Source organism: Candidatus Halocynthiibacter alkanivorans (assembly GCF_003333265.1).
Taxonomy (GTDB): Bacteria; Pseudomonadota; Alphaproteobacteria; order Rhodobacterales; family Rhodobacteraceae; genus Halocyntiibacter_A; species Halocyntiibacter_A alkanivorans.
Genome location: NZ_QOLB01000029.1, coordinates 110,791 through 137,782 on the forward strand (window position 1 = coordinate 110,791; position 26,992 = coordinate 137,782).

The 26,992-nt window shown below is 58.6% G+C and carries 26 protein-coding genes; 8 read left to right on the forward strand and 18 right to left on the reverse strand.

The genetic code is table 11. The features are described 5' to 3' along the window. Positions 1–4: 4 nt before the first annotated feature. Genes DWA01_RS01085 through xdhA form a run of 6 tightly spaced genes read right to left on the reverse strand, consistent with a single transcriptional unit; the run spans position 5 to position 8,207 of the window. Complete coding sequence (locus DWA01_RS01085; protein WP_114283772.1) at positions 5–928, reverse strand: ABC transporter permease; 924 nt, start codon at positions 926–928, stop codon at positions 5–7. Then, positions 925–2,001 (reverse strand): ABC transporter permease subunit, encoded by a 1,077-nt coding sequence (locus tag DWA01_RS01090; protein WP_114283773.1) that lies wholly within the window; start codon positions 1,999–2,001, stop codon positions 925–927. Before DWA01_RS01090 ends, DWA01_RS01085 begins: the two co-directional genes overlap by 4 nt. Beyond that, positions 1,991–3,550, reverse strand: a complete 1,560-nt coding sequence (locus DWA01_RS01095) for an ABC transporter ATP-binding protein (protein WP_114283774.1) — start codon at positions 3,548–3,550, stop codon at positions 1,991–1,993. The genes DWA01_RS01090 and DWA01_RS01095 overlap by 11 nt, the downstream gene beginning before the upstream one ends. Further along, the gene (gene xdhC, locus DWA01_RS01100; RefSeq protein WP_114283775.1) at positions 3,547–4,401 is read right to left on the reverse strand and encodes a xanthine dehydrogenase accessory protein XdhC; all 855 of its coding nucleotides are present in this window, start codon (positions 4,399–4,401) and stop codon (positions 3,547–3,549) included. The genes DWA01_RS01095 and xdhC overlap by 4 nt, the downstream gene beginning before the upstream one ends. Before the next feature lie 3 nt (positions 4,402–4,404). Then, positions 4,405–6,726: a xanthine dehydrogenase molybdopterin binding subunit gene (gene xdhB / locus DWA01_RS01105; RefSeq protein ID WP_114283776.1), complete on the reverse strand. Its 2,322-nt coding sequence runs from the start codon at positions 6,724–6,726 to the stop codon at positions 4,405–4,407. A 17-nt stretch (positions 6,727–6,743) separates the two neighbouring features. Continuing rightward, positions 6,744–8,207, reverse strand: coding sequence for a xanthine dehydrogenase small subunit (gene xdhA, locus DWA01_RS01110; RefSeq protein ID WP_114283777.1), 1,464 nt, complete (start codon positions 8,205–8,207; stop codon positions 6,744–6,746). Positions 8,208–8,437: 230 nt separating this feature from the next. On the opposite strand from xdhA, the gene DWA01_RS01115 reads away from it, so the two are divergent. Then, entirely contained in the window at positions 8,438–9,352 is a 915-nt protein-coding gene (locus DWA01_RS01115; protein ID WP_114283778.1) for a LysR family transcriptional regulator, read from the forward strand. 368 nt (positions 9,353–9,720) lie between these two features. Here DWA01_RS01115 and DWA01_RS01120 read toward each other — a convergent pair whose 3' ends face one another. The 3 genes from DWA01_RS01120 to DWA01_RS01130 form a co-directional block, all read right to left on the reverse strand. Next, entirely contained in the window at positions 9,721–10,476 is a 756-nt protein-coding gene (locus DWA01_RS01120) for a crotonase/enoyl-CoA hydratase family protein (protein ID WP_114283883.1), read from the reverse strand. A 41-nt stretch (positions 10,477–10,517) separates the two neighbouring features. Further along, the gene (locus tag DWA01_RS01125) at positions 10,518–12,152 is read right to left on the reverse strand and encodes an AMP-binding protein (protein WP_114283885.1); all 1,635 of its coding nucleotides are present in this window, start codon (positions 12,150–12,152) and stop codon (positions 10,518–10,520) included. An 89-nt stretch (positions 12,153–12,241) separates the two neighbouring features. Beyond that, positions 12,242–13,345: a glycine cleavage T C-terminal barrel domain-containing protein gene (locus DWA01_RS01130; protein WP_114283779.1), complete on the reverse strand. Its 1,104-nt coding sequence runs from the start codon at positions 13,343–13,345 to the stop codon at positions 12,242–12,244. A 238-nt stretch (positions 13,346–13,583) separates the two neighbouring features. Between DWA01_RS01130 and DWA01_RS01135 the strand changes: the two genes are divergently transcribed. From DWA01_RS01135 to DWA01_RS01155, 5 genes are all read left to right on the forward strand, one after another. Next, positions 13,584–14,471 carry a LysR substrate-binding domain-containing protein gene (locus tag DWA01_RS01135; protein ID WP_114283780.1) on the forward strand — a complete coding sequence of 296 codons (888 nt, stop codon included), beginning with the start codon at positions 13,584–13,586 and terminating at the stop codon, positions 14,469–14,471. Positions 14,472–14,933: 462 nt separating this feature from the next. Continuing rightward, positions 14,934–15,977: a type 2 periplasmic-binding domain-containing protein gene (locus DWA01_RS01140; protein ID WP_114283781.1), complete on the forward strand. Its 1,044-nt coding sequence runs from the start codon at positions 14,934–14,936 to the stop codon at positions 15,975–15,977. Positions 15,978–16,061: 84 nt separating this feature from the next. Next, positions 16,062–16,703, forward strand: a complete 642-nt coding sequence (locus DWA01_RS01145; RefSeq protein WP_114283782.1) for a TRAP transporter small permease subunit — start codon at positions 16,062–16,064, stop codon at positions 16,701–16,703. Beyond that, positions 16,700–18,019: a TRAP transporter large permease gene (locus DWA01_RS01150; protein WP_114283783.1), complete on the forward strand. Its 1,320-nt coding sequence runs from the start codon at positions 16,700–16,702 to the stop codon at positions 18,017–18,019. Before DWA01_RS01145 ends, DWA01_RS01150 begins: the two co-directional genes overlap by 4 nt. A 14-nt stretch (positions 18,020–18,033) precedes the next feature. Further along, positions 18,034–18,522: a GlcG/HbpS family heme-binding protein gene (locus DWA01_RS01155; RefSeq protein ID WP_200832476.1), complete on the forward strand. Its 489-nt coding sequence runs from the start codon at positions 18,034–18,036 to the stop codon at positions 18,520–18,522. Here DWA01_RS01155 and DWA01_RS01160 read toward each other — a convergent pair. From DWA01_RS01160 to DWA01_RS01170, 3 genes are all read right to left on the reverse strand, one after another. Then, positions 18,510–19,160 (reverse strand): cupin domain-containing protein, encoded by a 651-nt coding sequence (locus DWA01_RS01160; RefSeq protein ID WP_114283784.1) that lies wholly within the window; start codon positions 19,158–19,160, stop codon positions 18,510–18,512. The two genes, DWA01_RS01155 and DWA01_RS01160, sit on opposite strands and share 13 nt — an antisense overlap. A 252-nt stretch (positions 19,161–19,412) precedes the next feature. Further along, positions 19,413–19,829: a Cu(I)-responsive transcriptional regulator gene (gene cueR / locus DWA01_RS01165; protein ID WP_114283785.1), complete on the reverse strand. Its 417-nt coding sequence runs from the start codon at positions 19,827–19,829 to the stop codon at positions 19,413–19,415. A gap of 11 nt (positions 19,830–19,840) precedes the next feature. After that, on the reverse strand, positions 19,841–22,351 hold the full coding sequence (locus tag DWA01_RS01170) for a heavy metal translocating P-type ATPase (protein ID WP_200832477.1): 2,511 nt from the start codon (positions 22,349–22,351) through the stop codon (positions 19,841–19,843). Between the two features lie 215 nt (positions 22,352–22,566). Between DWA01_RS01170 and DWA01_RS01175 the strand changes: the two genes are divergently transcribed. Further along, positions 22,567–22,764: a heavy-metal-associated domain-containing protein gene (locus DWA01_RS01175; RefSeq protein WP_114283889.1), complete on the forward strand. Its 198-nt coding sequence runs from the start codon at positions 22,567–22,569 to the stop codon at positions 22,762–22,764. Positions 22,765–22,918: 154 nt separating this feature from the next. Here DWA01_RS01175 and DWA01_RS01180 read toward each other — a convergent pair whose 3' ends face one another. The 6 genes from DWA01_RS01180 to DWA01_RS01205 form a co-directional block, all read right to left on the reverse strand. Continuing rightward, positions 22,919–23,653 carry a DsbA family protein gene (locus DWA01_RS01180; RefSeq protein ID WP_114283787.1) on the reverse strand — a complete coding sequence of 245 codons (735 nt, stop codon included), beginning with the start codon at positions 23,651–23,653 and terminating at the stop codon, positions 22,919–22,921. Positions 23,654–23,657: 4 nt separating this feature from the next. Further along, positions 23,658–24,149 (reverse strand): c-type cytochrome, encoded by a 492-nt coding sequence (locus tag DWA01_RS01185; protein ID WP_114283788.1) that lies wholly within the window; start codon positions 24,147–24,149, stop codon positions 23,658–23,660. Next, a complete protein-coding gene (locus tag DWA01_RS24005) occupies positions 24,146–24,238 on the reverse strand; it encodes a multicopper oxidase domain-containing protein (RefSeq protein WP_419186973.1) in 93 nt (30 codons plus the stop codon). Before DWA01_RS24005 ends, DWA01_RS01185 begins: the two co-directional genes overlap by 4 nt. 373 nt (positions 24,239–24,611) lie before the next feature. Beyond that, positions 24,612–25,073, reverse strand: coding sequence for a hypothetical protein (locus DWA01_RS01195; RefSeq protein WP_114283789.1), 462 nt, complete (start codon positions 25,071–25,073; stop codon positions 24,612–24,614). Positions 25,074–25,338: 265 nt separating this feature from the next. After that, on the reverse strand, positions 25,339–25,803 hold the full coding sequence (locus DWA01_RS01200; RefSeq protein ID WP_473206057.1) for a c-type cytochrome: 465 nt from the start codon (positions 25,801–25,803) through the stop codon (positions 25,339–25,341). A gap of 52 nt (positions 25,804–25,855) precedes the next feature. Beyond that, entirely contained in the window at positions 25,856–26,386 is a 531-nt protein-coding gene (locus DWA01_RS01205; RefSeq protein WP_114283790.1) for a L,D-transpeptidase, read from the reverse strand. Positions 26,387–26,689: 303 nt separating this feature from the next. Between DWA01_RS01205 and DWA01_RS01210 the strand changes: the two genes are divergently transcribed. Continuing rightward, positions 26,690–26,989, forward strand: coding sequence for a hypothetical protein (locus tag DWA01_RS01210; protein WP_136057643.1), 300 nt, complete (start codon positions 26,690–26,692; stop codon positions 26,987–26,989). Positions 26,990–26,992: the final 3 nt, after the last annotated feature.

Genomic DNA, 26,992 nt, shown 5'->3' on the forward strand with positions numbered 1-26,992 from the left:
AAATTCAGGTGGATGGTTTGAAGGGCTGGCCCAGACAGGCCGGAGCCTGAGCACCGGCTGATTTCCTGAGCGAAATCAGCGCAAGCACAGCGATCGTTGCGATATAAGGCATGGCGGCCAGAAGTTCGGGGGCGATGAGCGTGATGCCGGCGGCTTTGGTGTAAAGCTCCAGTGTCATAACCACGCCAAAGAAATACGCCCCCAGCAGCAGGCGCCACGGGCGCCAGGCTGAAAATACGACCAGGGCCAGCGCGATCCAGCCACGCCCGGCGGTCAGCTGCTCCGCCCACATCGGCGTCAGAACCAGCGAATAGTAACTTCCGCCAATGCCAGCCATGGCACCGCCAAAGGCCACGGCAGCATAACGCACGCCAATCACCGAATAGCCGATGGAATGGGCCGAACTGTCACTCTCGCCCACCGCTCGCAGGATCAGACCAGCGCGTGATTTCTTCAGGAACCACGCCACCGCGCCGATCATCGCAATCGAGAAGTAGACAACCACGTTGTGGCCGAAGACAACACGCAGCACCGGATGTTCGGCCAGACCAGCCGGGAAGACCGGTCCCATGACGTCAATGGTGAAGCCGACAAACCCTTCGCCCAGCAGCGAAGACAGCCCGATACCAAAGATCGTCAGCGCCAGGCCGGTTGCCACCTGGTTGGCGGTCAGCGTCAGTGTCAGATAGGCAAAGATCAGTGCCGCCAGCGTCGCAGTTATCGCCGCAACAATGATGCCAACCAGTGGCATGCCAGTGATTGAAGTCACCGCAAACCCGGTGACGGCCCCCACCAGCATCATGCCTTCGACACCCAGATTCAGCACACCGCTTTTTTCAACCACCAGCTCGCCCAGCGCGGCCAGCAGGATCGGGGTCGAGGCCCCGATGACGGTCATGATGAATGATATGAGAAGATAGTCGTTCATTTTGCACCTCCAGGTGCTGCGGAACCAAACCGCAAGCGATATTTCACCAGGATGTCTGTCGCCAGCAGGAAGAACAGCATCATCGCCTGAAACAGTCCGGCGGCGGCATTGGGCAAGCCAAGCGTGGTCTGCGCGATTTCACCGCCCACATAGGAGATCGCCAGGATGACACCGGCCAGCATGATGCCGATCGGATGCAGACGACCCAGAAAGGCAACGATGATGGCGGTAAAGCCGTAGCCGGTCGGAAACTGCGGCACCATCTGGCCAAAGGGACCCGCCGCCTCAAAGACACCGGCAAGACCGGCCAGCCCGCCACCGGCAAGCATCGACAACAACACCGTGCGGTTCTTGTTAAAGCCACCATAGCGGGCCGCATGCGGCGCAGCGCCAACGACACGGACCTGAAAGCCAAACACGGTCTTTGACATGGTGAACCAGGCGATCAGCGCAATGATAAAGGCCAATGGCACCCCAATATGGACAAAGGTATCGCCGATTTCCGGCATCAGTTGCGAGTCACTGAACAGACGTGTCTGCGGGAAGTTAAAGCCCTCCGGATCCATCCATGGACCGCGCATCAGGTAATAGAGCAGCTGCACCGCGACATAGGTCATCATCAGGCTCGACAGGATCTCGTTGACCTCAAGCTTGATTTTCAGCAGCGCCGGAATCGCGGCATAGAGCATCCCGCCGACAATCCCCGCCAGACACATCAACGGCAGGATCCAGACGCCTTCCATATCCCAGGTCAGCAAGGCCACCCCGGTGCCGGCAAGTGCGCCGAAAATGTACTGCCCTTCGGCGCCGATGTTCCAGACATTCGCCCGGAACCCGATCGACAGGCCGGTCGCAATCAGGATCAGCGGCGCGGCTTTGATGCCAAGATCCGGCCAGCGGCCAATATCAATGGCAGGGGTGATGAAGATTTCCCGCACTGCGGCCAGACCATTGTAGCCCAGCAGCGTAAAGATGACCGCGCCGAACACCATGGTCAGCAAAACGGCAATGACCGGTGTCAGGTATAACATGGAGCGGCTGGGCTCCTTGCGTGCTTCAAGTTCAAGCAACATGGGCTGCCTCCGTCATTTCAGTGGTAGAATTCGGGTCGCCGTGGACCCCGCCCATCAACAGGCCGATCTCATCAATCGTGGCCTCGGCGACATTGAGGGTTTTGGACATTTTTCCTTCGTTGATCACCGCCATCCGGTCACAGATTGCCAGCAGCTCATCCAGATCCTGCGAGATCACCACGATGGCAGAGCCCCGCCCGGCAAGATTGACCAGTTCCTGATGGATCGCCGCAGCGGCACCTGCGTCCACACCCCATGTGGGTTGCGAAACAATCAACACTTCGGGCGTTTGCATGATCTCGCGCCCCATGATGAATTTTTGTAGGTTACCGCCCGACAGAGAACCGGCAGTTGACGTCGAACCCGTTGTTTTCACCGAGAATTGCTGGATGATTTCGTCGGCATATGTCTCGGCTTTTCTGGCGTTGATCACGCCCCAGTTCACCATGCCTTTGCGATTGCGCGCGGTCAGAATTGCATTGTCGGTCAGTGAGAAATTTGGCACCGCCCCGTGGCCGTTTCTTTCTTCTGGCACCGCACACAGACCGAAATAGCGGCGCAGCGTGGTGCCCAGTTTACCCAGCGGTTTGCCATCCAGCTGAACGGTATAACTGTCCTCAGATTTGACCTCTCCGCTCAGCGCCAGCAGCAGCTCGTTCTGGCCGTTGCCGGCAACGCCTGCGATGCCAAAAATCTCGCCTTCGCGCACGCTGAAATTGATGTCGTCAAGGGCGACACCAAAATCGCCTTCGCCCGGAACTGTCAGGCTGTTGACGACAAACCTGTCGCCGCCAAGCTGGCGTGACGGGCCTTTCTCAACATCCATCAACTCGCCGCCGATCATCATCTCGGCCATCGAGCGCGCGCTCTCTTGCTTGGGGTCACAGGCGCCGACAATCTTGCCGCCGCGCAGGATCGAAGCCCCGTCGCACAGCGCCTGAATTTCGTGCAGCTTGTGGCTGATATAAAGGATCGAACAGCCGTTGGCCGCCAGATGCCGCAGGGTTTCAAACAGTTGTGCCACTTCTTGCGGCGTCAGAACTGATGTGGGTTCGTCCATGATCAGAAGGTTGGGATTCAGCAGCAACGCGCGCACGATTTCGATCCGCTGACGTTCCCCCACGCTCAGCGTCGACACGATCCGGTGTGGCTCAAGCGCCAGCCCGTACTGTGTCAGCACTTCACGAATACGCTTTTCCAGCTCCGCGTGGCTGATATTTTCATCCAGACCCAAAGCAATATTTTCCAGCACTGTCATCGCCTCGAAAAGCGAGAAATGCTGGAACACCATGCCAACGCCCATGGCGCGCGCGGCTTTCGGGTTGGGCACATGAACCACGTTACCGTCGAGCAGAATTTCACCCGCGTCGGGCTGCATAATGCCGTAGATCATCTTGACCAGCGTCGATTTTCCGGCGCCGTTTTCTCCAAGCAGCGCATGAATTTTTCCGGGGCCCACTTTAAAGCTGACCTGATCATTGGCCAGCACCCCCGGAAACGCCTTGGTCACGCTGCGCAGCTCCAGCCGACAGGCCACATCCGTATTCATGAGCTTCTCCCTTCGAGTAAAACTGATGGTTTTTCCGCAGCTTCGCGCGCTTTAAAACCGGTCAGTTCAGTGATGACTTCTGCTGCAACAAGCGCGGCAATAACGTCGGGCCGTTTGTCGCAGCAACTGCCTGCACCGATCGGGCAGGTCAGGTTATTGATGCTCTGGCCGTCGTTTTCACGCCGGCACCAGCTTTTGAATGAGGCCCGTTTACTGGCCGAGCCAATCATGCCGACATAGGCGGCGTCGCCACGGGCAAGCGCTTCGGAAGCGGCCAGAAAATCAAGCGAGTGATCATGGGTCAGCACCACAAAAGCACTGCCGGCAGATGCCGCGCGAATTTCAGCTTCCGCCAGCGGTGTCAGGCGTTTTTCGACCGCTGCTTTGCACTGCGACAATTCGTCAGTGCGCCCGTCGATCAAAATGGTTTTGACCGGCAAAAGAGCCAGGGACGCCGCCAGCGCGCGCCCCACGTGACCGGCGCCAATGATGTAAACACTTGGATAGTTGGACACTTCCCCGGCGAGGCTGCCAACCGCCATCAGTTTGTCCGCGACACTCATCCGCGCCAGGCTGATCTCCACACGACCGCCGCAGCATTGGCCGATTTCCGGGCCCAGCGGCACGTCCATGACCATCTTGTCACCGCCCTGAGCCAGCATCACGCGGGCCTGGCTGATGGCCATATATTCAAGCTGGCCACCGCCGATGGTGCCAAATGTCGCGCCCTTTGCCACGAACATCTCAGCGCCTGCATCCCGCGGAGATGAGCCCCGCACGCGGGTCAACCTGACGGACGCGACCCCGGCGTGATCTTCCAGAAACGTTTTAATTGCGCGCGTATCAGACATGGCTCAGCCCTCACCGTCCTGCAGCCGGTCAATGGCCATCAGAACCCGTTCGGGGGTGGCCGGGCTGTCCAGCCGTGGGCATTCGCGATAATCCGCGATCGAAGCAACCGCCATCGACAGCGCTTCAAACACCGATATCCCCAGCATGAACGGCGGCTCGCCGACGGCTTTGGACCGTTTGATGGTCAATTCACGGTTCTCTGACCAGTCGGCCAGGTTCACGTTGAATTCACGCGGCAAGTCAGACGCCAGTGGGATTTTGTAGGTCGAGGGCGCATGGGTGCGCAGGCAGCCCTCGTCATCCCACCACAATTCCTCGGTGGTGACCCAGCCCATGCCCTGAACAAACGCGCCTTCGACCTGGCCCTTGTCCAGAATTGGGTTCAGCGAGCGGCCGACGTCGTGCAGGATATCTACCCGGTCGACCTGATATTCGCCGGTCAGCGTATCGATGCTGACCTCAGATACCGAGGCGCCGTAAGCGTAATAATAGAACGGGCGGCCTTTGCCTTTTGCCCGGTCCCAGTGAATGTCCGGCGTTTTGTAAAACCCTGCGGCTGAAAGCTGGATCCGCGCCATATAGGCCTGTTTTATGAAGGCGTTGAACGACAGCCGTGTGTCGCCGATATGAACTTCATTGGGGGCGAAAACCACCTCAGACGGGTCAACCTTCCAGGTCTCCGCCGCGAATGTAACGAGGCGCGCTTTGATCTGTTCTACCGCGTTCAGCGCCGCCATACCGTTCAGGTCAGAGCCGGACGAAGCTGCGGTAGCCGACGAGTTCGGCACTTTTTCAGTGGTGGTTTGGGTGATTTTGATACGGTCAAAGTCCACCTGAAACGCGTCCGCCACAACCTGAGCGACCTTGGTGTTCAGCCCCTGCCCCATCTCGGTACCGCCGTGGTTCAGCGCGATCGAGCCGTCATTGTAGACGTGCACCAGCGCACCGGCCTGGTTGAACCAGGTAGCGGTGAAGGAGATGCCGAATTTGACCGGCGTCAGCGCGATGCCCTTGCGGATGATGCCGCCTTTGGCATTGTGTTCCAGCACCGCAGCTCTACGCGCCTGATACTGCGAAGTGTCTTCAAGCTCGCCCACCAGGCGCTGCAGTATATTGTCGGAAACCGTCTGATGATAGGGCGTCAGATCACGGCCTTCGCCGCCATAGAAATTCACTTTGCGGACTTCCAGCGGGTCCTTGCCAAGATGATAGGCGATTTCTTCCATGATCCGCTCAGCGGCGATCACCCCGTGCGGGCCACCAAAACCGCGAAATGCGGTGTTGGACACCGTGTTGGTTTTCATCGGCTTTGAGACCAGGCGCACATGCGGATAGAAATAGGCGTTGTCCGCATGAAACAGGGCGCGGTCGGTGACCGGTCCCGACAGATCCGCCGAAAAACCACAGCGGGCCGCAAAGCTGCCGTCCAGCGCCTGGATCCGGCCGTCACTGTCAAAGGCGACGTCATAATCGATGACAAAGTCGTGCCGCTTGCCGGTCGCGATCATGTCCTGATCCCGGTCAGGGCGGATCTTGACTGCGCGGTTCCATTTTTTCGCCGCCAGTGCTGCCACTGCACAAAACAGGCTCATCTGGCTTTCTTTGCCACCAAAACCACCGCCCATGCGGCGCACATTGACCGTCACCGCGTTGGAAGCAACACCCAGAACATGCGCCACCATATGCTGCGCTTCGCTTGGGTGCTGGGTCGAAGAATAAACCGTTACGTCTTCATCTTCACCAGGCATAGCAAAGGCGATATGGCCTTCAAGATACATGTGATCCTGACCACCGGCGGTCATCTGGCCCTTGATACGGTGTTCCGCTGCTGCCATCGCGGTTTCAACGTCGCCCCGTTCCAGTTTCAATGGCGCGGTGACACAGGGTCCGCCTGCCTCGATGGCCTGAACGGCGTCCAGTATATGCGGCAGTTTTTTGTAGCTGACCTCTGCCAGTTCAGCGGCCCGGCGCGCGGCATCCCGGCTTTCCGCAACTACGGCAAACAGCGGCTGCCCCCAGAACTCAATCTTGCCGGTGGCAAAAACCGGGTCGTCATTTGAGCCTGTCGGGCTGACGTCATTGACACCGGGAATATCATCCGCAGTCAGAACGCCGACCACACCAGGCGCCGCCAGAACCGCGCTGAAATCTATGTTTTCGATCTCTGCATGCGCAACTTCAGACAGACCAAGATAGGCGTGCAGCGTGCCAACCGGCTCGGCGATATCGTCGGTATAATCTGCCGCCCCGGTGACGTGTTTTGTGGCACTGTCATGGCGCAGATCGGTGGTGGCAGCACCCTTGATAACCGTTGTGTGTTTCATCGTATTTGCCTGAACGTTCATACCCGCACCAACTGCGCTGTCTGATCAGCGCTCCCTTTTTCGAGCCAGAACCGGCGGAACAGATTTTGGGATACCCGCAGCCGGTAGTCCGCCGAGGCACGCCAATCCGAGAGCGGCGTGAAATCTTTGCCAAGCTCCCTGGACGCTGCGATCAACGTTGCTTCACTCCAGGCCTGACCGATCAGTACCGCCTCAGCATGTGCCGCACGTTTGGGCGTCGCTGCCATGCCGCCAAAGGCGATGTTGGCGCGTAAGATCATGCCGTTTTCAACCGTCAGGTTAAACGCTGCGCAGACCGAAGAAATGTCCTCATCCCGGCGCTTGGTGATTTTATAGGCGGCGTGAAGCGTGTTGGCCGCGGCTTTCGGAATGTGGATGCTTTCCACAAAGTCACCCTCTTCCCGGTCCTGCTTGCCGTAGGCGATAAAAAACTCAGCAATCGGAACCACACGTCTGGTGGCGCCTTTGCGCAGCGTGATCTCAGCGCCAAGTGCGATCAAAAGCGGTGGTGTGTCGCCGATCGGGGACCCGTTGGCGATATTGCCACCGATGGTGCCCATATTGCGCACTTGCCAGCCGGCAATACGGTTCCAGAACTCCGCCAGATGCGGGAAGTTGGAGGTCAGAACAGTCTCAGCTTCAGAATAAGTAGCACCTGCGCCCAGGGTGATATTGTCACCATCGCTGCTGATCTGCTTCAGCCCATCCAGATGGCCAATGAAAACTGCAGGCGAAATCGGGCGCATCATTTTTGTGACCCAGAGGCCAACATCGGTCGATCCTGCAACAATGGTGGCTTGCGGATGTTCCTGCAGCACCACGGCCAGGTCATCGACATCTGCTGGTACGATTGCCAGATCGCTGCCTTCAGACAGTTCAACCCGTGCGCCATCCTTATACGCGGCAAGACGTGCCATCGTGGCGTCACGTTCCGCCAACAGATAGTCACTTGTTGGCGTGCCATATTGAGACACAGCATGTGCGGCCTTGATGATCGGTTCATAGCCGGTGCAACGGCACAGATTGCCCTGCAGCGCGGTCTCGATCTCTGTGCGCGAGGGACTGGGGGATTGCATCCACAGCGCGTAGAGCGACATCACAATGCCTGGCGTGCAAAAGCCACATTGGCTGCCGTGGAAATCCACCATAGCCTGCTGCACCGGATGAAGCCGCCCCTCGGGCCCACGCAAATGTTCGATGGTTACAATGTGACAGCCGTCAAGCGACGCCATAAAGCGAATGCAGGCGTTGACGGTTTCATAGATCAGTTCCCCGTTTGCAATCCGGCCGATCAGCACGGTACAGGCACCGCAGTCCCCCTCCGCACAACCTTCTTTGGTGCCCGTCAGACGACGCTCAATCCTGAGAAAGTCCAGCACCGTATCCGTTGCAGAAACCTCCGCGATGCACTGCTCGCGGTCGTTCAGAAGAAATCGAATTTCTCGACGTATCGCCTGCATTAAACGGGCCTCCCGGAAAAGCGAACTTTTGTCCGCAGCATTTCGTTGGGCTGACCCTAATCCGGGGCATTACCCGCAAGATACCGGGCATTTCCTTCGACACTTTCAACGTTTCGTATATAATGACCGTGGCGCGCATCAGAGATGCCGGACCCATTGGAATTCCCAGCCGTTTTCCAGAGTTTGGGCCAGCAGGCATATCCGTAGCCACAACAGCCAGGAGAGGCCCAATGCCCTATGTCGAAAGTATCAAGGTCTTTGTCCGGGTGGTGGAACTGGGCAGCATCACCGCTGGCGGCCGCGATCTGCGCCTGACACCGGCAGTTGCCAGCAACAGAATCAAGGAACTGGAAAGCCGCCTGGGGGTGCGTTTGTTCAACCGCACCACCCGCGTGCTGACGCCGACCGAAGTGGGGCGGATTTTTTACGAGCACGCCAAAAAAGTCATCGGCACTCTTGAGGACGCGGAGGCCGTCGTTGCAAGTTTTTCCGACAGCCCGCGCGGCGTCATCCGCGTGACGGCGCCTCTGGGCATTGGCCGCCGGATCGTGGCGCCGCTGGTGCCGGTTTTCTGCGAACTCTACCCTGAGGTCGATGTGCGCCTGCGATTGTCGGACCGCAGAGTAGACATTGTTGAGGACAGTCTGGATCTGGCATTTTTCCTCGGCGAACTGGTTGATTCCAATCTAAAACTCAGAAAAATCATGAACTGTCCGCGCGTGCTGGCCGCCGCCCCCGGATATCTGCAGAAACACGGGACACCAAAAACGCCGGACGATCTGATTTCAAAAAACCACAATTGCCTTTTGCTGCGCTATCCGCGCTCGCCGGAATATTTCTGGACATTGAAGACAGTGGACGGCCCGCGCAAAATGGAAGTTTCCGGCCGGTATGACGCTGATGATGCGGATGTGCTGACAGAATGGGCGCTGGACGGGCATGGCATCATCAACCGGCCAGAGTTTGATATTGAGCGGCATTTTCGTTCGGGAAAACTGATCGAAGTGCTGCCGGATACACCGCCGGTTCCGATCTCTTTTGGCTGTCTCTATCCGCACCGGAAGCTGCAGGATCCAAAGATCCGCCTGTTCGTAGATTTCATGATCGATCACGCCCGCAGAATTATCGACGGTGGCGGAACTTAAACCACAACAGACGCGCCCGTTGTCCTGCGATCCGGGTGCTAGCTGCCGCACGCGTGCGCCATACACGTCGCTCTCGCGATGATTTTGGCGACTTCCCTGTCGATTTACGCCCCGTTCCTTTTGTTCGGGCGCCTGAGCCGCCGGGCCAGACCTGGCCCCCTAACTCCGCCTCATGCCCCGCGCCTGGTGGTTGCCATGAGCGCGAAACTCACGGATCAATAAGGCAATCAGAAGCCACACGCGCTGAGATCAACCAAGTTCGTCGCTCATGCGGCCCTCAGAAGCAGGGCAGTGCGCCCCGGTGCAATATCACAGCCGGGGGTGGCAATCGTGCTGCCGGTCTCTGCCTTTGTGGCCGCGTTACCGGATCAGTCCGGACGCACGCGGGCTGCGGTTTTGTTGGCAAAAGCTTCAAGCCGTGCGCGCGACGCTGGTTGCGTGTTCACAATACCCGCCATCACCGCTTCGGCATAGGAGGCATCCAGCGGTGACATGTTCTGGAAATGCGAAATCGCCGAACAGATGGCAAAATTTGACAGCGGCGGGTTTTTGACCGCGGCGCGGGCCAGTTCCATCGCTTTGTCTTCCGCGCTGTCTTCCACCAAATACTGGCACAGCCCGACGTCAACCGCCTCCTGGCCTTTATAGATCCGCCCGGTCAGCATCATGTCGATCATGCGGGATTTGCCCACCAGATCGGCGACCCGGATGGTGGCGCCACCGCCGGTGAACAACCCACGCTGCCCTTCGGGAAGCGCAAAATAGGTGCCCAGATCCGCCACCCGGATATGGGCGGACGAGGCCAGTTCCAGCCCGCCGCCAACCACCGCGCCCTTGAGCGCCGCAATCACCGGGATGCCGGAATATTCGATTTTGTTGAACGCCTCGTGCCAGCGCATGCAGAGATGCATGAAATCCGCCGCCGAGCGGTCCTCGTTGAAATGCTCCACCAGATCCAGCCCGGCACAGAAATGATCACCATTGGAGCGCAGCACCACCGCCTGGGCGCCTTCGCGCGGCAGGATCGAAAACAGCGTCACAAATTCTTCAATCGTCGCCGCATCCAGCGCGTTGCGCTTGGCAGGCCGGTTCAGCGACACAATGGCGATGTTGTCCTCGCCCATCTCCACGTCGAGATTCACCAGAGGTTTTTGTTCGATCTTAATCACGTCTTGTCCTTCCCCATCTCACGGGCGCGTTCCCGCAACAGGAACTTTTGAATTTTACCGGTCGCGGTCTTGGGCAGGTCCCCGAACACCACCGCTTTTGGTACTTTGAACCCTGCCAGCCGCTCTTTGCAGAAAGCGATGATCCCTGCTTCGTCTGCGGCAGCGTCACTGCGCAATTCCACGAAAGCACAGGGGCTTTCCCCCCATTTGGGATGCGGCATCGCAACCACCGCCACAGCGGCAATGGCCGGATGGTGGTGCAGCGCGTTTTCGACCTCGACCGAAGATATGTTTTCGCCGCCGGAAATGATCACATCTTTCAGCCGGTCTTTGATCTGCACATAGCTGTTGGCATGTACCACGGCGCCATCCCCGGACCAGAACTGACCGTTCTCAAACGCCGCCGCAGTTGCCGTCGCGTCTTTATAATAGCCCTTCATCACCACGTTGCCACGAATGGCAATTTCGCCCTGGGTTTTCCCGTCTTTTGGCACCTCGCCCCCAGTGGCACGGTCGACAACAGCAAAACCTTCGACCATGGGAAAACCAACCCCCTGCATGGCCTGCATTTCGGCCTGCTCATCGGCGCTCAAAGCGTCCCATTCTTCGCGCCAGATGCATTGCGACACATGGCCATAGGTTTCCGTCAGCCCATAGACCTGCATCACCTCAAAGCCCAGCGCCCGGGTTTTCGCCAGCACCGCCGGCGGCGGTGGCGCGCCTGCGGTGAACACTTTGAGCGGCGGCGAAAACGGCGCTTCTGGCGCGTCTTCGCTGTCCGCCAGCATCGCCAGGATCACAGGCGCCGCGCCAAAATGCGTCACGCCCTCCTCTTTGATCGCGCGAAACAGTTTTTGCGGCAGCGCGTCGCGGGTGAACACCATTCGCGCACCGACCATGGCCATCGCCCAGGGGTGGTTCCAGCCATTGCAATGGAACATCGGCACCACCGACAGGTAGACCGGGTTTTGCGGCACATTCCATCCGGCAATTGTGCCCATGCTCATCAGATAGGCGCCACGATGGTGATAGACCACACCTTTGGGTTTGCCGGAGGTGCCCGAGGTGTAATTCAGCGCCAGCGCCTGCCATTCATCTGCGGGCAGCCTGGGTGCGAAACCGCCATCACCACTGGCAATCATATCCTCGTAATTGTGCTGGCCGAACCCCGGTGTTGCACCGGCCTGGTCATCGATGATGTCGATCACCGGAATCTCGCGGCCCAGGATGTCAAACGCCGCCCGCAAGAGCGGCGCATAGGCGCTGTCGGCAATCACCAGCTGACTGTCTGCATGATCCAGAATATAGGCAATGGTCTCTGCTTCGAGGCGTGAATTGATTGTGTTCAGCACCGCGCCGGTCATCGGCACCGCATAATGCAGTTCAAACAGCGCCGGAATATTGGGGGCGATCACCGACACCGTATCCCCAAGCCCGATGCCCCGCGCCACCAGCGCTGAGGCAAAAGCCTGGCAGCGCCGCTCAACGTCGGACCAGCTGTAGCGGTGGTCGCCATAGCTCACCGCCTCCCGGTCGCCAAAAACGCCGGCCGCGCGGGATAAAAACGAAAGAGGCGTCAACGCCACATAGTTGGCCGCTGTCCTGGGCAAAGCGTCAAAATTTTTGTGCATCCCGAATTCCCTGTGAAGTGTCCGGCTGACCTGGGGCCGGGCCAGTGTTGCCCCGGTCATCAGGACCGGGGACTTGCTGCGCTATTTGTTTACAAAAACGGAAAGTCTACAAGCACGCCGTTCTGCGGTCCGTCGGCGCGCATCACCTGCACCCGGTCTCCCGGCCCACATGTGCTTGAAATCAATGCAAAGCCGATGTTCTTTTTCATACGCCAGGACCAGGAACAATTGGTCAGATGACCCATTTTCCTGCCCTCGCAGGTGATTTCGTTCCAGCCTGGTTCCGGCACCAGAGCGCTGTCCCCGTCCAGGATCACCCCAAGCTGCTGCCGCACCGCGCCCCGCGCTTTAATGTCACGCAGCGCCTGAATGCCGATCACATCGTCCGGCACATCCAGATCAACAAAGCCGCCAAGACGCACCTCATAGGGGTTGGTCACATCGTCCGTGTCACCGCCATAAGACAGCAACCCGCTTTCCACCCGTTCTGAAGGATTGGGATTACCCGGGCCAATACCCCATGCCTGCCCGGCCTCGCGCACAATATTCCACAGCTCTTCGCCCCGGCTGCCATCCATCAGATACAGCTCAAAACCGCCCTGCTTGGACCAGCCCGACCGCGCCACAGCAACCGGTATTCCTCTCAACGTGGTCTCCTGAAACCAGAAATATTTCAGATCCCGCACCCAGTCGCCAAACAGATGCGCCACCACATCTTCGGCTTTTGGCCCCTGCAGCGCCATCGGTGAGACATCCGGCTCCGACACCTGCACGTTCAAGCCGCGTTCCGCCGCAACCGCCCGTGCCCAGAACAATATATTTGAATCCGCGATCGACAGCCAATAGCGGTCATCCGCCAGTTTCAGCAGGATCGGATCATTGATCAGCACGCCATCATGATTGCACATGGCGACGTATTTCCCCTGCCCCACTTTGCAGCGGCTCAGGTCGCGCGGGCTCAGGATCTGGGCCAGGGTGCCGGCATCCGGTCCCAAAAGTTCGACCTGACGCTCAACGGCCACATCCCACTGGCTGACACCATTGATCAGACGCCAATATTCGCCCTCAGGATCGCCGTAGCCGGTCGGCATCAGCATCTGATTGTACGTGGTGAAGGATGCCACGCCCTCTTTCAGCGTTGCATTGTAATAAACCGAGGGGCGCACACGCGCAGAAGGAGCAATGACAGCCATGTTAGTTCCTGTGTTGAGGGCGATCCTGGCGGCACCAGGTTCCCGCCTATCAGCACCAGATCTGCTGGTGCTGACAAACAACCAAATCACAGGCTCAGCCCAACTTTTGCGACGGTATCGGCGCAGCACCTCTGCGGCTCCGGCGTCGCGCTAGTCTTGTGCGGGCAAAATTCCTGATTTGACAGTTCGGATAAAATCGACAGGATAAACGACCGACCGCAAAAAGAGACCCGCGCTGATGAAAAACCACCTGCCACCGCTGCCCTGGCTGCGGGCCTTTGAGGCCGCCGCCCGCCATCTCAGTTTCACCCTCGCCGCCCGGGAACTGGGGCTGACCCAGGCTGCGGTCTCCAAACAGGTCAAACTGCTGGAACACCACCTTGGCGAAGCGCTGTTTCACCGCCAGGCCCGCAGCCTGAGTCTCAGCAAAGCCGCGCTCTCTTATCTTCCCAGCGTGCAGGACGGTTTTGAGCGCATCAGAACCGGCACCGAAGAAGTCTTTGCCGGGCGCAAAACCGGCATTCTGACCCTGCGGGTACAGTCGACCTTTTCGGTGAACTGGCTGGCCCCGCGCCTGCCGGATTTCTTTGCCACCCATCCCGGCACACCCCTGCGGATCATCTCCATCATCTGGGCCGACGATCCGGACGCCGGGCAGTTCGATCTCGACATCCGCTATGGCAGTGGCCGCTGGAACGGCTATCACTGCGACCGGCTCAGCCACGACCGTTTGCGACCGCTGTGCAGCCCCCGGACTGCCCGGGAACTGACCCAGCCCACCGACCTGGAAGATCATCGCATGCTGCATGTGATGGGCTATCTCGAAGGCTGGGGCATCTGGCTCAAAGCCGCCGGCCTGCCCCACATTCCTGCCGGGGCCGGGATCCAGTTCGACACCTCCCTGCTTGCCTATCAAGTTGCCGCAAGCCACGGCGGCATCGCGCTTGGCCGCAGCTGCCTCTGCGAATCCGCGCTGGCCACCGGCGCGCTGGTCGCCCCTTTTGCGTTGTCAGTGCCTGTAGAGGAAGCCTTCTACCTGCTCAGCCCGCAAGACCGTCCCGCCCACCCTGACAGCGCGCTATTTCGCGACTGGATCCTGCAACAACTCCGCCCCAGCCCGGGCTGAGCCACTGCCTGCAAGGTATTGCGCAGAAATATCCTGGGACGGATCAGGATTCTGGCAGCCGGTCTGCGTTTACAGCCCCACCTTGCCGGTTTTCCCAACCTCGCAGAGCAGATCGCCGGTGTGACAGACCTGTCAATATCGTGGAGTGAGACATTGGTTTTGGCGCGCCGACAGGCGATGCCCACCCTTTGCATGAAGAAAGAACTTTGCATCGCATCGCGCGCCCTGCAAAATATGTAGCATCAGGCCGCCAGTCCGGACCGTGGCAACGACCTCATGCAACCATTTGAAAAGCAACAGATAAGGGCCAAGGACACAATTGCGCAAGCCGTAATTGGCGCACATAAAAGCGGTAATTTAACCGTTTTGGCAAAAAAATCGACATTTTAAGACGAGGCTGATATAGTTCAGGAGCGCAACAAGCGCCGGGAATAAACCGATAAAAAAAATAGGGAGAGAAACGTGAAATTTAAGGGAATTCTGACCACCGGTCTTGTTGCCGCCAGCTTGCTGGTGCCGACACTGGCCAACGCAGCCGCCAAAATTGACGGACCAAAAGTCTTTTGGAAAATCTCGATGTGGGGAAATCCACGTGCTTTGTCCGCCGGCATGGAGGCCCTCGCCGAACGCGCCGCAGCAGAAACCGACGGCAATTTCCAGATCAAGATTTTCTACGGTGCGCAATTGTCGTCATCGCGCGAGAATCTCGACGGGCTGAAGCTCAACGCTTTTGAGGGCGCTGCGATCTGTAATTTCTACCACCCCGGCAAGAATCCCGCATTTATGGTGTTTTCGCTGCCCTTCCTGCCGCTCGGCGATCCGGCGGTGGATAAATATGTGCGCACCAAAATGTTTGAAGAACCCGCACTGGTCGCCGACATGGCCAAGTGGAATGCCATCCCCTATGTCTCTGGCCTGTTGCCGCAGTATGAAATTCTCGGCAAGGGCACTCCGCCGCTGAACCTGGAAGACTGGGCCGGCATGCGGGTGCGCGCCGGTGGTGGTCTGGGCAGCGCGATGGAAAAACTGGGGGCGGTCAAACAAACGCTGCCCGCGGGCGAAACTTCCACCGCGTTCCAGCGGGGCGCCCTGGATGCCGCCGCATTCCCCTATACCTATGCCCATGTCGCCTTCAAAATTAATGAAGAGGCCGAATGGTTTACCAGCAATCTGACACCGGGCACCTCTGAGTGTGGCTGGATGTTCAACAAGACCGCCTATGAAGCACTGCCGTCCCAGTATCAGGACTTCCTGATGGAAAACCGCGATCTGGTGATGGATGTGGAACAGGCCGCCTATGCTGAGCAGGACGCAATCAACATTCCGATGTTTGAAAGCAGCATGACCGAAATCACATATTCGGACGCGCAACTGGAAGAGTTCCGCGAACGTGCAGGCCGCCCGGTCTGGGATGAATGGATCGCCGCCAACGCGGATAAGTTTGATTCACAGGCGGTGTTTGATGCCATCTGGAAATACGCCGACGAAGCAAAAATGGCGCAATAATCCACCCTCTGTTTTCTGAATAAAACGCAATGCCGGCCCCTGCCCTGGGGCCGGTTTCCGTGACCTTGCAGGCAGCGAATAAAAATGTCCTATTTCAACCGGGCGTCCTCGGCCATCGTCGCGCTGGACAGGCGCTTGATCCCCGTAGAAGATCTGGCCAACCTCTTGGCATCCATTGCTATTTTCCTGATGATGGTGCTGGGCGTTGTCCAGATTGTCATGCGGACAGTCTTCAACTCACCGGTCGCCGGCTACATCGACATGGTCGAGCTTTCCATGGCCAGCATGGCGTTTCTGGGTGCGGCTTATTGCCAGCGACTGGGCACCCATATCCGGATGGATCTGGTTGTGTCACATCTTTCTGGCCGTAAATACTGGGCGCTGGAGATTTTCAGCACTCTGATCGGCATGTTCATTATTGCTGTGTTGGTCTGGTACGGCGCCGGACATTTCTGGCGCGCCTATTCGCTTGGCGACACCACAATTGACGCTGAGTTTGTGGTCTGGCCCTCGAAACTGCTGGTTCCGATAGCCTTTTCAATCTGGTTTTTGCGCCTCACGGTTCAGCTCGCCGGTTCCATCCGCCTGTTTATCGATCCGTCAGCAGAGCCGGTAGGCATTGTCTCGCTCAAGGATGTGGTGGACCAGGCGCAAGAGGAAATTCACGAAGTTATGGGGGACGAAGCACCTGATGTTGTCCTGAAGAATGAGGACACTAAACAATGATTCTTGGTATTGGTTTCACCAACCCGTTCCTTGTCGGTCTGATCGCGCTCGGCATGATGATGATTTTGATGCTGCTCGGGGTCCGGGTGGTATTTTCTGCCGCCATTATCGGGCTGCTGGGACTGGTTGAATTGCTGGGCTGGGGCCCTGCCGCTGGCATCGTCGGCACCATCCCGCACTCCAAATCTTCGACCTATGCGCTGAGCGTGCTGCCGATGTTTATCTTCATCGGTTTTCTCGCCTTTCACGCCGGCATGACCCGGCAACTGTTTGACGCCGCGCGCAAATGGGTCGGCTGGCTGCCTGGCGGCCTCGCGGTGGCCACCGTTTTTGCAACCGCTGGATTTGCCGCTGTGTCAGGGGCCTCCACCGCCACTGCCGCGGTGTTTTCCCGCGTCGCCATCCCGGAGATGCTGAAATACGGCTATGACAAAAAACTCGCCGCCGGTGTGGTCGCGGCCGGCGGCACCCTCGCCTCGCTGATCCCACCCTCCGCCATCCTGGTAATCTACGCCATCATTGTTGAGGAATCTGTCGGCAAGCTGCTGTTGGCGGGCTTCCTGCCCGGCCTGGTCTCAGCATTGATCTATGCCGGCATCATCATCGCCTGGGCGTTGTTCCGCCCCCATGAGGCCCCCTCTGTTGGCGGCTACACCTGGGGCGATCGCATGAAGTCCCTGCCCGGGATCTCGCCGATCTTCGCGGTGGTGGTGATCATTATATCTGCCATCTACAATGGCTGGGCCACCCCAACCGAAGCCGGCGCTCTCGGCGCCGCAGTGGTGTTCCTGATCGCCATTTTGCGCGGCACTTCGCTGAGTGCTATCAAAGGCTCGCTGATGGAATCCGCCAAGCTGACGGTGATGATCTTTTCAATGATCTGGGGCGTGTTGATCTTTGTACGATTTCTCGGATTTTCCGGGCTGCCGGAAGCCTTCACTTCCTGGATCGTGCAGTTGGACACCTCACCGACAGTGATCATGATCTGTATCCTGCTGGCCTATGCACTGCTGGGCATGTTCATGGACGCCATTGGCATGCTGTTGTTGACGCTTCCCGTGGTCTACCCGGCGGTGATCGCGCTGGGATATGATTCGATCTGGTTTGGCATTATCGTGGTGAAAATGGCCGAAGTCTGCCTCATCACCCCGCCGATCGGGTTGAACTGTTTTGTAGTGAACGGAGTGCGACCGGATATATCGCTGACCCAGGTTTTCCGCGGCATTGCGATCTTTTTTGTGGCAGATGTGCTGACCATCGCGGTGCTGTTTGCCTTTCCTGAGATCGTCACCTGGTTGCCGGATCTGATGAACTGATGGGGGAAAAATTAATGCGACTGATCACCAGCCTGCCGCTCGCGACAGCGTCCGAAATCGTGGACGAGGCGCTGCGCCTTGGCCGGAGCGAAAACATGCTGCCGCTCACCGTGGTGGTGCTGGACGCGGGCGGCAAGCTTATCGCGGCCAAAAGCGAGGACGGCTCCGGCCTGATCCGCTTTGACATTGCGTTTGGCAAGGCCTGGGGCGCGCTCGGAATGGGCATGTCCAGCCGCCTGATCCGCGACCGTCTTGCCAGCCGACCAGTGTTTCAGGCGGCACTCGCGACCACCTCAGACGGCAGGCTGATCCCGGTTCCCGGGGGCGTACTGATTGAAAATGCAGCGGGCGAGGTTATCGGAGCCGTTGGCATCAGTGGCGACACGTCAGAAAAGGACGAATTCTGTGCCATCGGTGCCATTCAGGCGGCGGGGTTTGCCTCTGAACCGGCCACCCCGGATGCAGAATGGCGCGGCTCTTCGCTTTCGGGTCACAGATCCTGAGCCAGACGGACCTTCTGATCCACAAAACGCTGTGTCACCTGCCGGCGCGGTTTTGCCGCATCAGAAGCGTCCAGAATATTGATCGTGGGCCTGCCGGCGCATGCGACCGGCAGCACCATGAAGCGCACAAAGCTGGTTTCAGCCAGATCCGCATCAGCGACCGCCCGGACCGGCGAATTTTCCGCCTCAAACCAGGCATGTCCGGGCCGGGCGACCTCGCTCCCGTGGTCGCTGGTGAGTTCAAGCCGGCCCTTGACCAAATAGCGGATGCCCGGACCGGGATGCACATGGCGGTATGCGATGGCAGCGGGTGGAAAGCTGACCTGATCCAGCCGCAACAATACTTCATCCTCTGATACGGTGATGTCCTGACGCGACAACAGCTGGCTTGAGGGCAATAGCTTTGGTTCAGCCCCGGCCGCCAACAGCTCAAAGCGCAACCAATCTGCCCCCGCATCGGTACCTCCAGACACGGCGAGCGGACCGGATGAAAAAAGACTGCCCCCCGGCTCCAGTTCCTGACCATCGAGGCGCAATCCGCCTCCCGCCAGCCAGACGGTCCGCCAGCAGGGTGGCAAATTTACGTCGGTCTCCGGAACGCCGGTTTCCCGGATCAAACACAGTTGAAAATTGGTCACGTCAGCTCCAGCGAAAGCAATATTATCAATATATGCCAGAGACCTGTACCCCTCCGGCCCTGCAGAGTCAGATTGACCCGGCAGCTGACATAATAGTGCCGTCGCGCCCCTTGGCTGACAACACTCAATCCACGCCGCGCAGCGTTTTAAGCGCCCCTTTGTGCCCACGGGATCTTCCGCGCCAGGCCCCGCAACGAAAAAGCCCGGCTTCGCGAACGAGGCCGGGCTTTTCCAGGATTATTTTGCGTCAGGTTAGCTCGCTACAGCCGAGAGTTCCTCATCCGCGCCAGCGGACAACCCGGCCAGGATCGGACAGTCGGGCCGGTGATCGCCGGCACATTCGTCGACCAGATGGGTCAGCGTTTCATGCATTTCCTGCAGCTCTTTCAGCTTCTGATCAATCCGGCCGAGGTGCTCTCTTGCGATCACCTTTACATCCGAGCTGGCGCGTTCCCGGTCATCATAAAGCGCCAGCAGGTTGCGGCAGTCCTCGATGGTGAAGCCCAGCGAGCGGGCCCGGCCCATAAAGGTCAGCTTGTGCAGGTCGCTGTCGCGAAAGCTGCGGTACCCGTTATCGCTGCGCTGAGGCGCAACCAGACCGATATCTTCGTAGTAGCGGATGGTTTTTGCCGGCAGGCCGGACAGGCGTGAGACGTCTCCGATATTCATCATTTCTCTCCTTATTCAGCCGGGATCTGACGCAGCTCAGCTGCGGCGGCGGCGGTGATTGCAGTTTCTTCCAGCACCGGGCGGATCATCCGCAGGCGCAGCGCGTTGGTCAGGACAAAGACGCTGGACAGCGCCATCGCACCGGCGGCAAGCACGGGGGACAACAGGATGCCAAACGCGGGGTAAAGCACACCGGCAGCCACGGGGATCAGAGCGGTGTTATAGGCGAAGGCCCAGAACAGGTTCTGATAGATATTGCGCATGGTGCGGGCGGAAATATCGAACGCATTCACCGCGCCGCGCAGGTCACCCGACATCAGCACAACGTCAGCCGCCTCAATGGCAACATCAGTGCCGGTGCCGATGGCAATACCCACATCCGCATGGGCCAGAGCCGGTGCATCGTTGATACCGTCGCCGACAAAGGCAACTTTCTTGCCACCTTCGGCCAGTTCCTTCAGCGCTTTGACTTTGCCATCGGGCAGCACTTCAGCCACCACGTGGTCGATGCCAATTTCCGCAGCGATGGCCTGGGCGGTGCCCCGGTTGTCGCCAGTGATCATCGCCACTTTGAGGCCCAGAGCATGCAGCGCATCAATCGCCGCTTTGGTGGTGGGTTTGATCGGGTCAGACACCGCAATCACCGCAGCAATCTTGCCGTCAATCGCCGCATAGAGCGGTGTTTTGCCTTTGGCCCCCAGCGCATTGCCGGCCGTGTCCAGCTTGCCCATGGCAATGCCTTCACGCGCCATCAGACGGTCTGCACCGACCAGGATGGTCCGGCCTTCTACAACAGCCTGCACACCGAACCCGGTGATCGAGGTGAAGTCTTCGGTGTTGGGCAGGCTGGCACCCTCGTTTTTAGCAGCCCGCACGATGGCCTGGGCAATCGGGTGTTCCGAGTCCCGCTCCACCGCAGCCACCAGACGCAGCACGTCATCATGGGAGAACCTGTCTGCCAGAATGAGGTCGGTCAGTTCGGGACGGCCTTCGGTCAGGGTGCCGGTCTTGTCCAGCGCCACCACGTCTACCGCCTGAAGCCCTTGCAGCGCGTCGCCTTTACGGAACAGCACGCCCATTTCAGCCGCCCGCCCGGTCCCGACCATGATCGAGGTTGGTGTGGCCAGACCCATGGCACATGGGCAGGCGATGATCAGCACGGCAACACCGGCAATCAGCGCATAAGACAGCGAGGGCTCAGGCCCAAACAGCATCCACAAGATAACGGTCAGAATGGTGAGACCGATGACAACTGGCACAAAGCGCATGGTGATCTTGTCGACCAGACCCTGGATCGGCAGTTTGGCGCCCTGGGCTTCTTCCACCATACGGATGATCTGCGCCAGGGTGGTATCAGAGCCCACATGCGTGGCACGGTAGCGTAGGTTGCCGGCGCCGTTCACAGTGCCGCCGGTGACCAAAGCGCCTTCGCTTTTGTCCACAGGTATTGGCTCGCCGGTGATCATGCTTTCATCGACATAGCTCTGGCCCTGGGTGACTTCGCCGTCAACCGCGACGCGTTCGCCCGGACGCACCATCAGAATGTCACCCACCACAAGCTCGTCCACATCGATTTCAACGATGTCGTCGCCGCGCACAACATTTGCGGTTTTGGCCTGCAGCCCCAGAAGTTTTCGGATCGCCTCACCGGTGCGCCCTTTGGCGCGCGCTTCCAGGAACCGGCCCAGCAGGACCAGCACCACAATCACAGCGGCTGCTTCAAAATACACTGCCTGGGTGCCTGCCGGCAGAAGTCCGGGCAAAAAGGTGGACACAACAGAGAAGAGATATGCGGCGGATGTGCCAAGGGCGACCAGGCTGTTCATGTCAGGCGCGCCGCGGAACAACGCCGGGAAGCCTTTCAGATAGAAACGACGCCCCGGTCCGACCAGAACAATCGTGGTCAGAACAAACTGCAACAACCAGCTGTTCTGGCGCCCGAGGGAGCCGTCGATCAGATCATAGAGCCCGGGAATGATATGCGGGCCCATCTCCAGCAGGAAGACCGGCAAGGCCAGCACCGCAGCAAACAGGGTCAGGCGACTCAGATGGCGGGCTTCGGCCTCTTTGCGTGCGCCCATGTCTTCGGTTTCACCTGCGTCGCGCAATTTGGCCGGATAACCGGACTCAGCCGCGGCTTTCAGCAGATCGCTGTTGCTGAGCTGGCCCTCAAGGAATTTGACTGTTGCCGTTTCGGAAGCGAGGTTCACGTTGACCTCAAGCACGCCGGGCACGGCGGCCAGCGCCAGGTCCACCCGGCCAACACAGGAGGCACAGGTCATTGCTTCAATCTGCAGCACAACGGTCTGAACCCGCGCCGGATAGCCCGCCTGTTCCAGGGTGGCAGCAACGGCTTTTGCATCCGGGGCGCCGGAAAAACGCACACTGGCGGATTCAGACGCCAGGTTCACCGCCGCGTCAGAAACGTCCGGCATTGCTTTGAGAGCCAGTTCGACCCGTCCGACACACGAGGCGCAGGACATCCCTTCAATCGATACTTTTAATTCGTTTGCGACAGTCATCCGACTCATCCTTGTGATCATTTCACGACCCTAGATACGGGTTCCCCTTACAGGAAGGTCAAGGTTAAGTTTGCGTTTTTCTGAAAAACATTTTTTTGGAAACCGTGAAGCAATGCGTTGCTCAGCAGATCATGACACCTAGCAAAATAAGACAAGTCTCCGGCCTTGACCCTCCAGCGCAGGAAGGAGCCATGTATCAATCAAAGGAGACTGACATGACTAAATTCAACGTACCAAAGATGAGCTGTGGTCACTGCACCGCGACCATCCAGAAAGAAATCAAAGCGGCCGATCAGAGCGCCGAAGTCAGTTGCGACCTGACAGACCGCACCGTTGCGGTTGAAAGCAGCCTGGGCGCCGATACCCTGCTTTCTGTCATTAAAGCAGCCGGCTATGAGGCCACCGCCGCCTGAGCAGCGCAACAGAGCGGTTCAGCCCTGCCCTCTCCCGGCAGGCTCAGAGCGCTTGCGCCGCGCCCCTGAAATGCAGGAGCGTTGCAACAAATAAAAGGGGCCGGAAACAGTTCTCTGTTTCCGGCCCCTTTTTTTCAGACGGATCGCAACCCGCTCACTGCGCCTCGCGACTCTCGTCAACAAAGCTCTGCAGCCTGGCCTGTTCCACAAACCCCGGCACGCGCGCGTCGCCGATGACAAAAGACGGGGTGCCGCTAAAACCAAGCGTTTGCGCCAGCTGCATGGATGTGGCGATATGGGCCTCAACCTCGGGGGAACCCATGTCTGTGCGCAGCTGATCGACATCAAGACCGATCTTTTTGGCCATGCGCAGCACTGACGCCTCTTCAACCCGGCCCTTCAGACCCATCAGAGCGGTGTGGAATTCTTCATACTGGCCCTGATTGCGCGACGCCAGCGCGGCACGGGCGGCAAAATCCGACCCCTCTCCGAGGATTGGCCATTCACGATAGACCAGCCGCACATTGCCGTCGTCTGCCAGCAACCCCTGCACTTCCGGCATCGCCCGTTTGCAAAACGGACAGTTGTAGTCAAAGAACTCGACCACCGTCACATCGCCATCCGGATTGCCCAGCACCGGCGCATTGGGATCGCGTTCCAGCAGGAAGCGCTGATCGCTCAGCAATGACTGCGCTGCGGCGGCCTGCTGCGCCTGGTCGCGCTGCTGCAACAGTTCCAGCGCTTCGACGATAATCTCCGGCCGGTCGCGAATGGCCTCATAGACCAGTTCGCGCACCCGCGCCTCGTCCAACTCATCGGACGTGGCGGTGGCGGCAAGTGGCACCAGCGACAGAAATGCCGCCAGCAATGCATTAATGAGTAGTTTCATCGCGTCACTCCTGATTGAGGCGCTCGGCCTCGCTGCGTGATGCCTGGGTTTCCCGTTCACGCTCGGGCCAGGTCGATTTGATATAAGCAAGAATATCCCAGATCTGCTGATCGCTCAGCTGCTCTGCAAAACCCGGCATGCCACTATTATAGTCAAGCCCTTGTCTTGCAAGCGCTTCTTTGCCGCCCAGTTTGACATAATTGAACAGAACCCCGTCCGCATGATGCCAGGTGTGGCCGGTCTCATCATGGGGCGGCGCCGGCAGAAACCCGTCTTCACCAGGCGAGCGCCAATCCGACTGACCTTCCAGATTGACACCATGGCACACGGCACAGCCCTCTTGGTACAGGCCCTCGCCCACCACCGGGTCACCCGGTGCCAAAGCGGCCAGATCCGGCAGAGCCACCGCGGGCTTTGCGTTATTCCAGGCCCATCCTGCAACCAGGACGAGCGCGACGGCAGCCCCTGCAAGTGTGATACCCAATTGTCGTTTCATGCCGTTACCTTAAGCCAGGTCATCATGCAGGCACCCGCGTGGGACAGCATGTGACAGTGAAAGAGCCAATCGCCCGGAGTGTTTGCCACAAAAGCAATCTCGCGCGTTTCGCCCTCATAAGTAGAGGTGTATCGCGAAGCGCGCCGGGCTTACCACCCTGCAATGCTTCACGAAAATGTATGCCATGCAGATATATGGCATGAGGAAAAGCCGTGTCCGGGTTGATCCCCCCGCAGGGATTCGCCCGGGGGCGACCCCGGTCAATGGGGGGCAAAGCAACGCCGCTATTGCTGTTCCATAAAAGCCCGTCGTCCTTTCTTGCAGACCAGCAGCGCATATGCCCGCCGGTATCCCGTCTCTTCCTGGTCATCCTCCAGTCCGCAAACCCGTGCTTTCTGATCCTCACACGCCAGCGATGCATCATGACAAATCACCGCAGCAAAGAACCCCCGCGGCGCGGCTTTACCCGGATCTTGCCTCCCACTCAGAAGGGAAAAACCTGTTGCGCACAAAGTGATGGATCAGATTTATCGAGAATCCCTGAGCCAGAAGATATGGTATGAAGACATCCCCCATACCTTTTTCAGGTACGCCAAACTCGCGCATGCGTATAATTGCGAGCACCACCCCGATTGAGGCCGCACTCCAAAGGAGAAATTCGAGCTTGAGAAGATAGAGAAAGAAGGGCTTTGATGGAGGAAAGACCATTGCCTCAATATTATCATTGAGGAACCTTAGCCGGTCCTTAATGCGGCAGATCCTGTGTGAGATATACGCAGTCAGAAACACCAAAATTCCAACGAATAAAACCGGAAAATAGGGCAATGGAATAAGGACCATTGCCGGAAATGCGAGCAGCCAAGCGGCATGGAGAAAGGCCACCAGAACCAGGCCTTCGCGATCCTTCTGAAAAATCATAAACATGCGTTGTTCCCATGGATTTCTGCAACCCTGAAGTGTTGCACGGTCGTGCCTGCCTTATCAAAGCCTGCCTGTTTCGGTCTTGGGAAGTGCTGCCGGAGATCGCCACAAAATTGAACCTGGAAGCCGGCGCGGAAGGTCTCGTCCGGACAGAAACCAGCCCCTTGTTTCCCGCAACAACATGAGCGCGATTTATCATCGCGGCCTGAACGGGCGTACGCCGGGGGCTGGCACGACTGACTTCGCATGGCCCTCCCCCGGAGCCGGATCAGAAGATGCCGTTTTCCTTCTGAAGTTCCCGGATATAGCGGGCGATATATTTCACATCCCCGTCGGTCAGACCGTCCACCGGAGGCATATTGCCAAAGTCCCAGTGATGCGCCTGCACCCCGTTTTTTGCCGCCGCAACAAAAGCGGCGTCGCCATGATGGTTGGGTTCATAAATCTGATCGACCAGAGGCGGCGCGAAACCTTGCTGTCCCGTCGCATTGTCCCCGTGGCACACGGAACACTTGCCTTCAAAAATACGTTTGCCGATCTGTGCTTCGGGAGAAAACTCCACCGGCACCAGAACACTGTTGATCGGATCACCATCATCCAGGGCGGTAGTATCAGGCGGCGTCATCGACATGCCGCCCCGTTGTCCGGCTTGCGGCGTGGCCATTGTCAAAACAAAAACTGCCATCGCCGCAACACCAGCTGCGCCAAGCCCGTAAGCTAACTTATTATTCATTCTTTTCTTGTCCGTCACACTTACCGCTTCAGGACGCAGGGTTAACTGAGCTTCAGATCAATTTTACCTGGGTCCCGACTTCGGCCAATTCAAATAGTTCAGCAATCTGTTCGTTGAACAAGCCGATACAGCCGTTCGACGATTTCCGGCCGATTTTCCGTGTGTCGTTGGTACCATGTATCCGGTAGTAGGTCCAAGACAGATACAACGCATGGGTGCCCAGCGGATTGTCTGGTCCGGGACCAACATAATCGGGCCATTCCGGGTTGCGCCGCTTCATTGCCGGGGTTGGTGCCCAGCTGGGACCGACCACTTTCTTGATGATCGACGTGTAGCCAAGTCGCGTCAGATCGTCGCTGAGAGGCACGCTGGTCGGATAGACTTTGTAGATGCTCTCATCTTCGGACCAGTACTGTATCATCCGGGAAGTGGTGTCGGACAAAATCACCCCACCTTTGAGCGACTCAAAATGATCGCGCCAGTCATTGACCCGGAAGGACGAAATATTGCGGCGCAGAGCCTCTGTGGCCGGACCGTCCTGAACCAGTGCCTCCTGGGCACTCAGGATTGCAGGCGATGCCATGCCAACCAGCGCGACTGACGCGCCGCCCGCCAGGAATTTCCGTCGATTTGCCGCTCGCTTAAATGTCGTCACGCCCAATGCCTCCAAAACAAGATGAGTCTCATACTATAGTCGCATCATAGACCAGCCTCCAGCGCTGGAAGGTCAATCCTTTGCAGATAACAAAACAGTGAGTATTTCGTGGTTGACCTTACTGTGCTGTAAGCTGGCATTTCTCACCCTCAGAAACAAACAAAAGGTTTTGAGATGGTGGGTCACATACCAACATCAGCCGGGCGCAACGCAGGCCGGAAACATAACGCGGTGAAACACAGCATGTGGGCCGGGTGCGCCGTGTTGCTGGCGATTGCCCTGGGCCTGATTGCCACCGGCGACGGGCTGGGCGGCATCAGCGGCCCTCTGGTGGCGCTCGTTGTTGCGCTGTGCCTCGGGTCGCATTTTATTATGCACCGGCTGATGGGAAAACTCCCTCCCAAAAGCGGCACTGCAGCACCCGCCCCGTCGGCCGCGCCCGAGGCTGAGGCTGAGGCTGAGGCTGAGGCACAGATTGCGGCACAGACGGCGGCACAGACGGCGGCACAGAACGACAAGACACACAGGTGAACG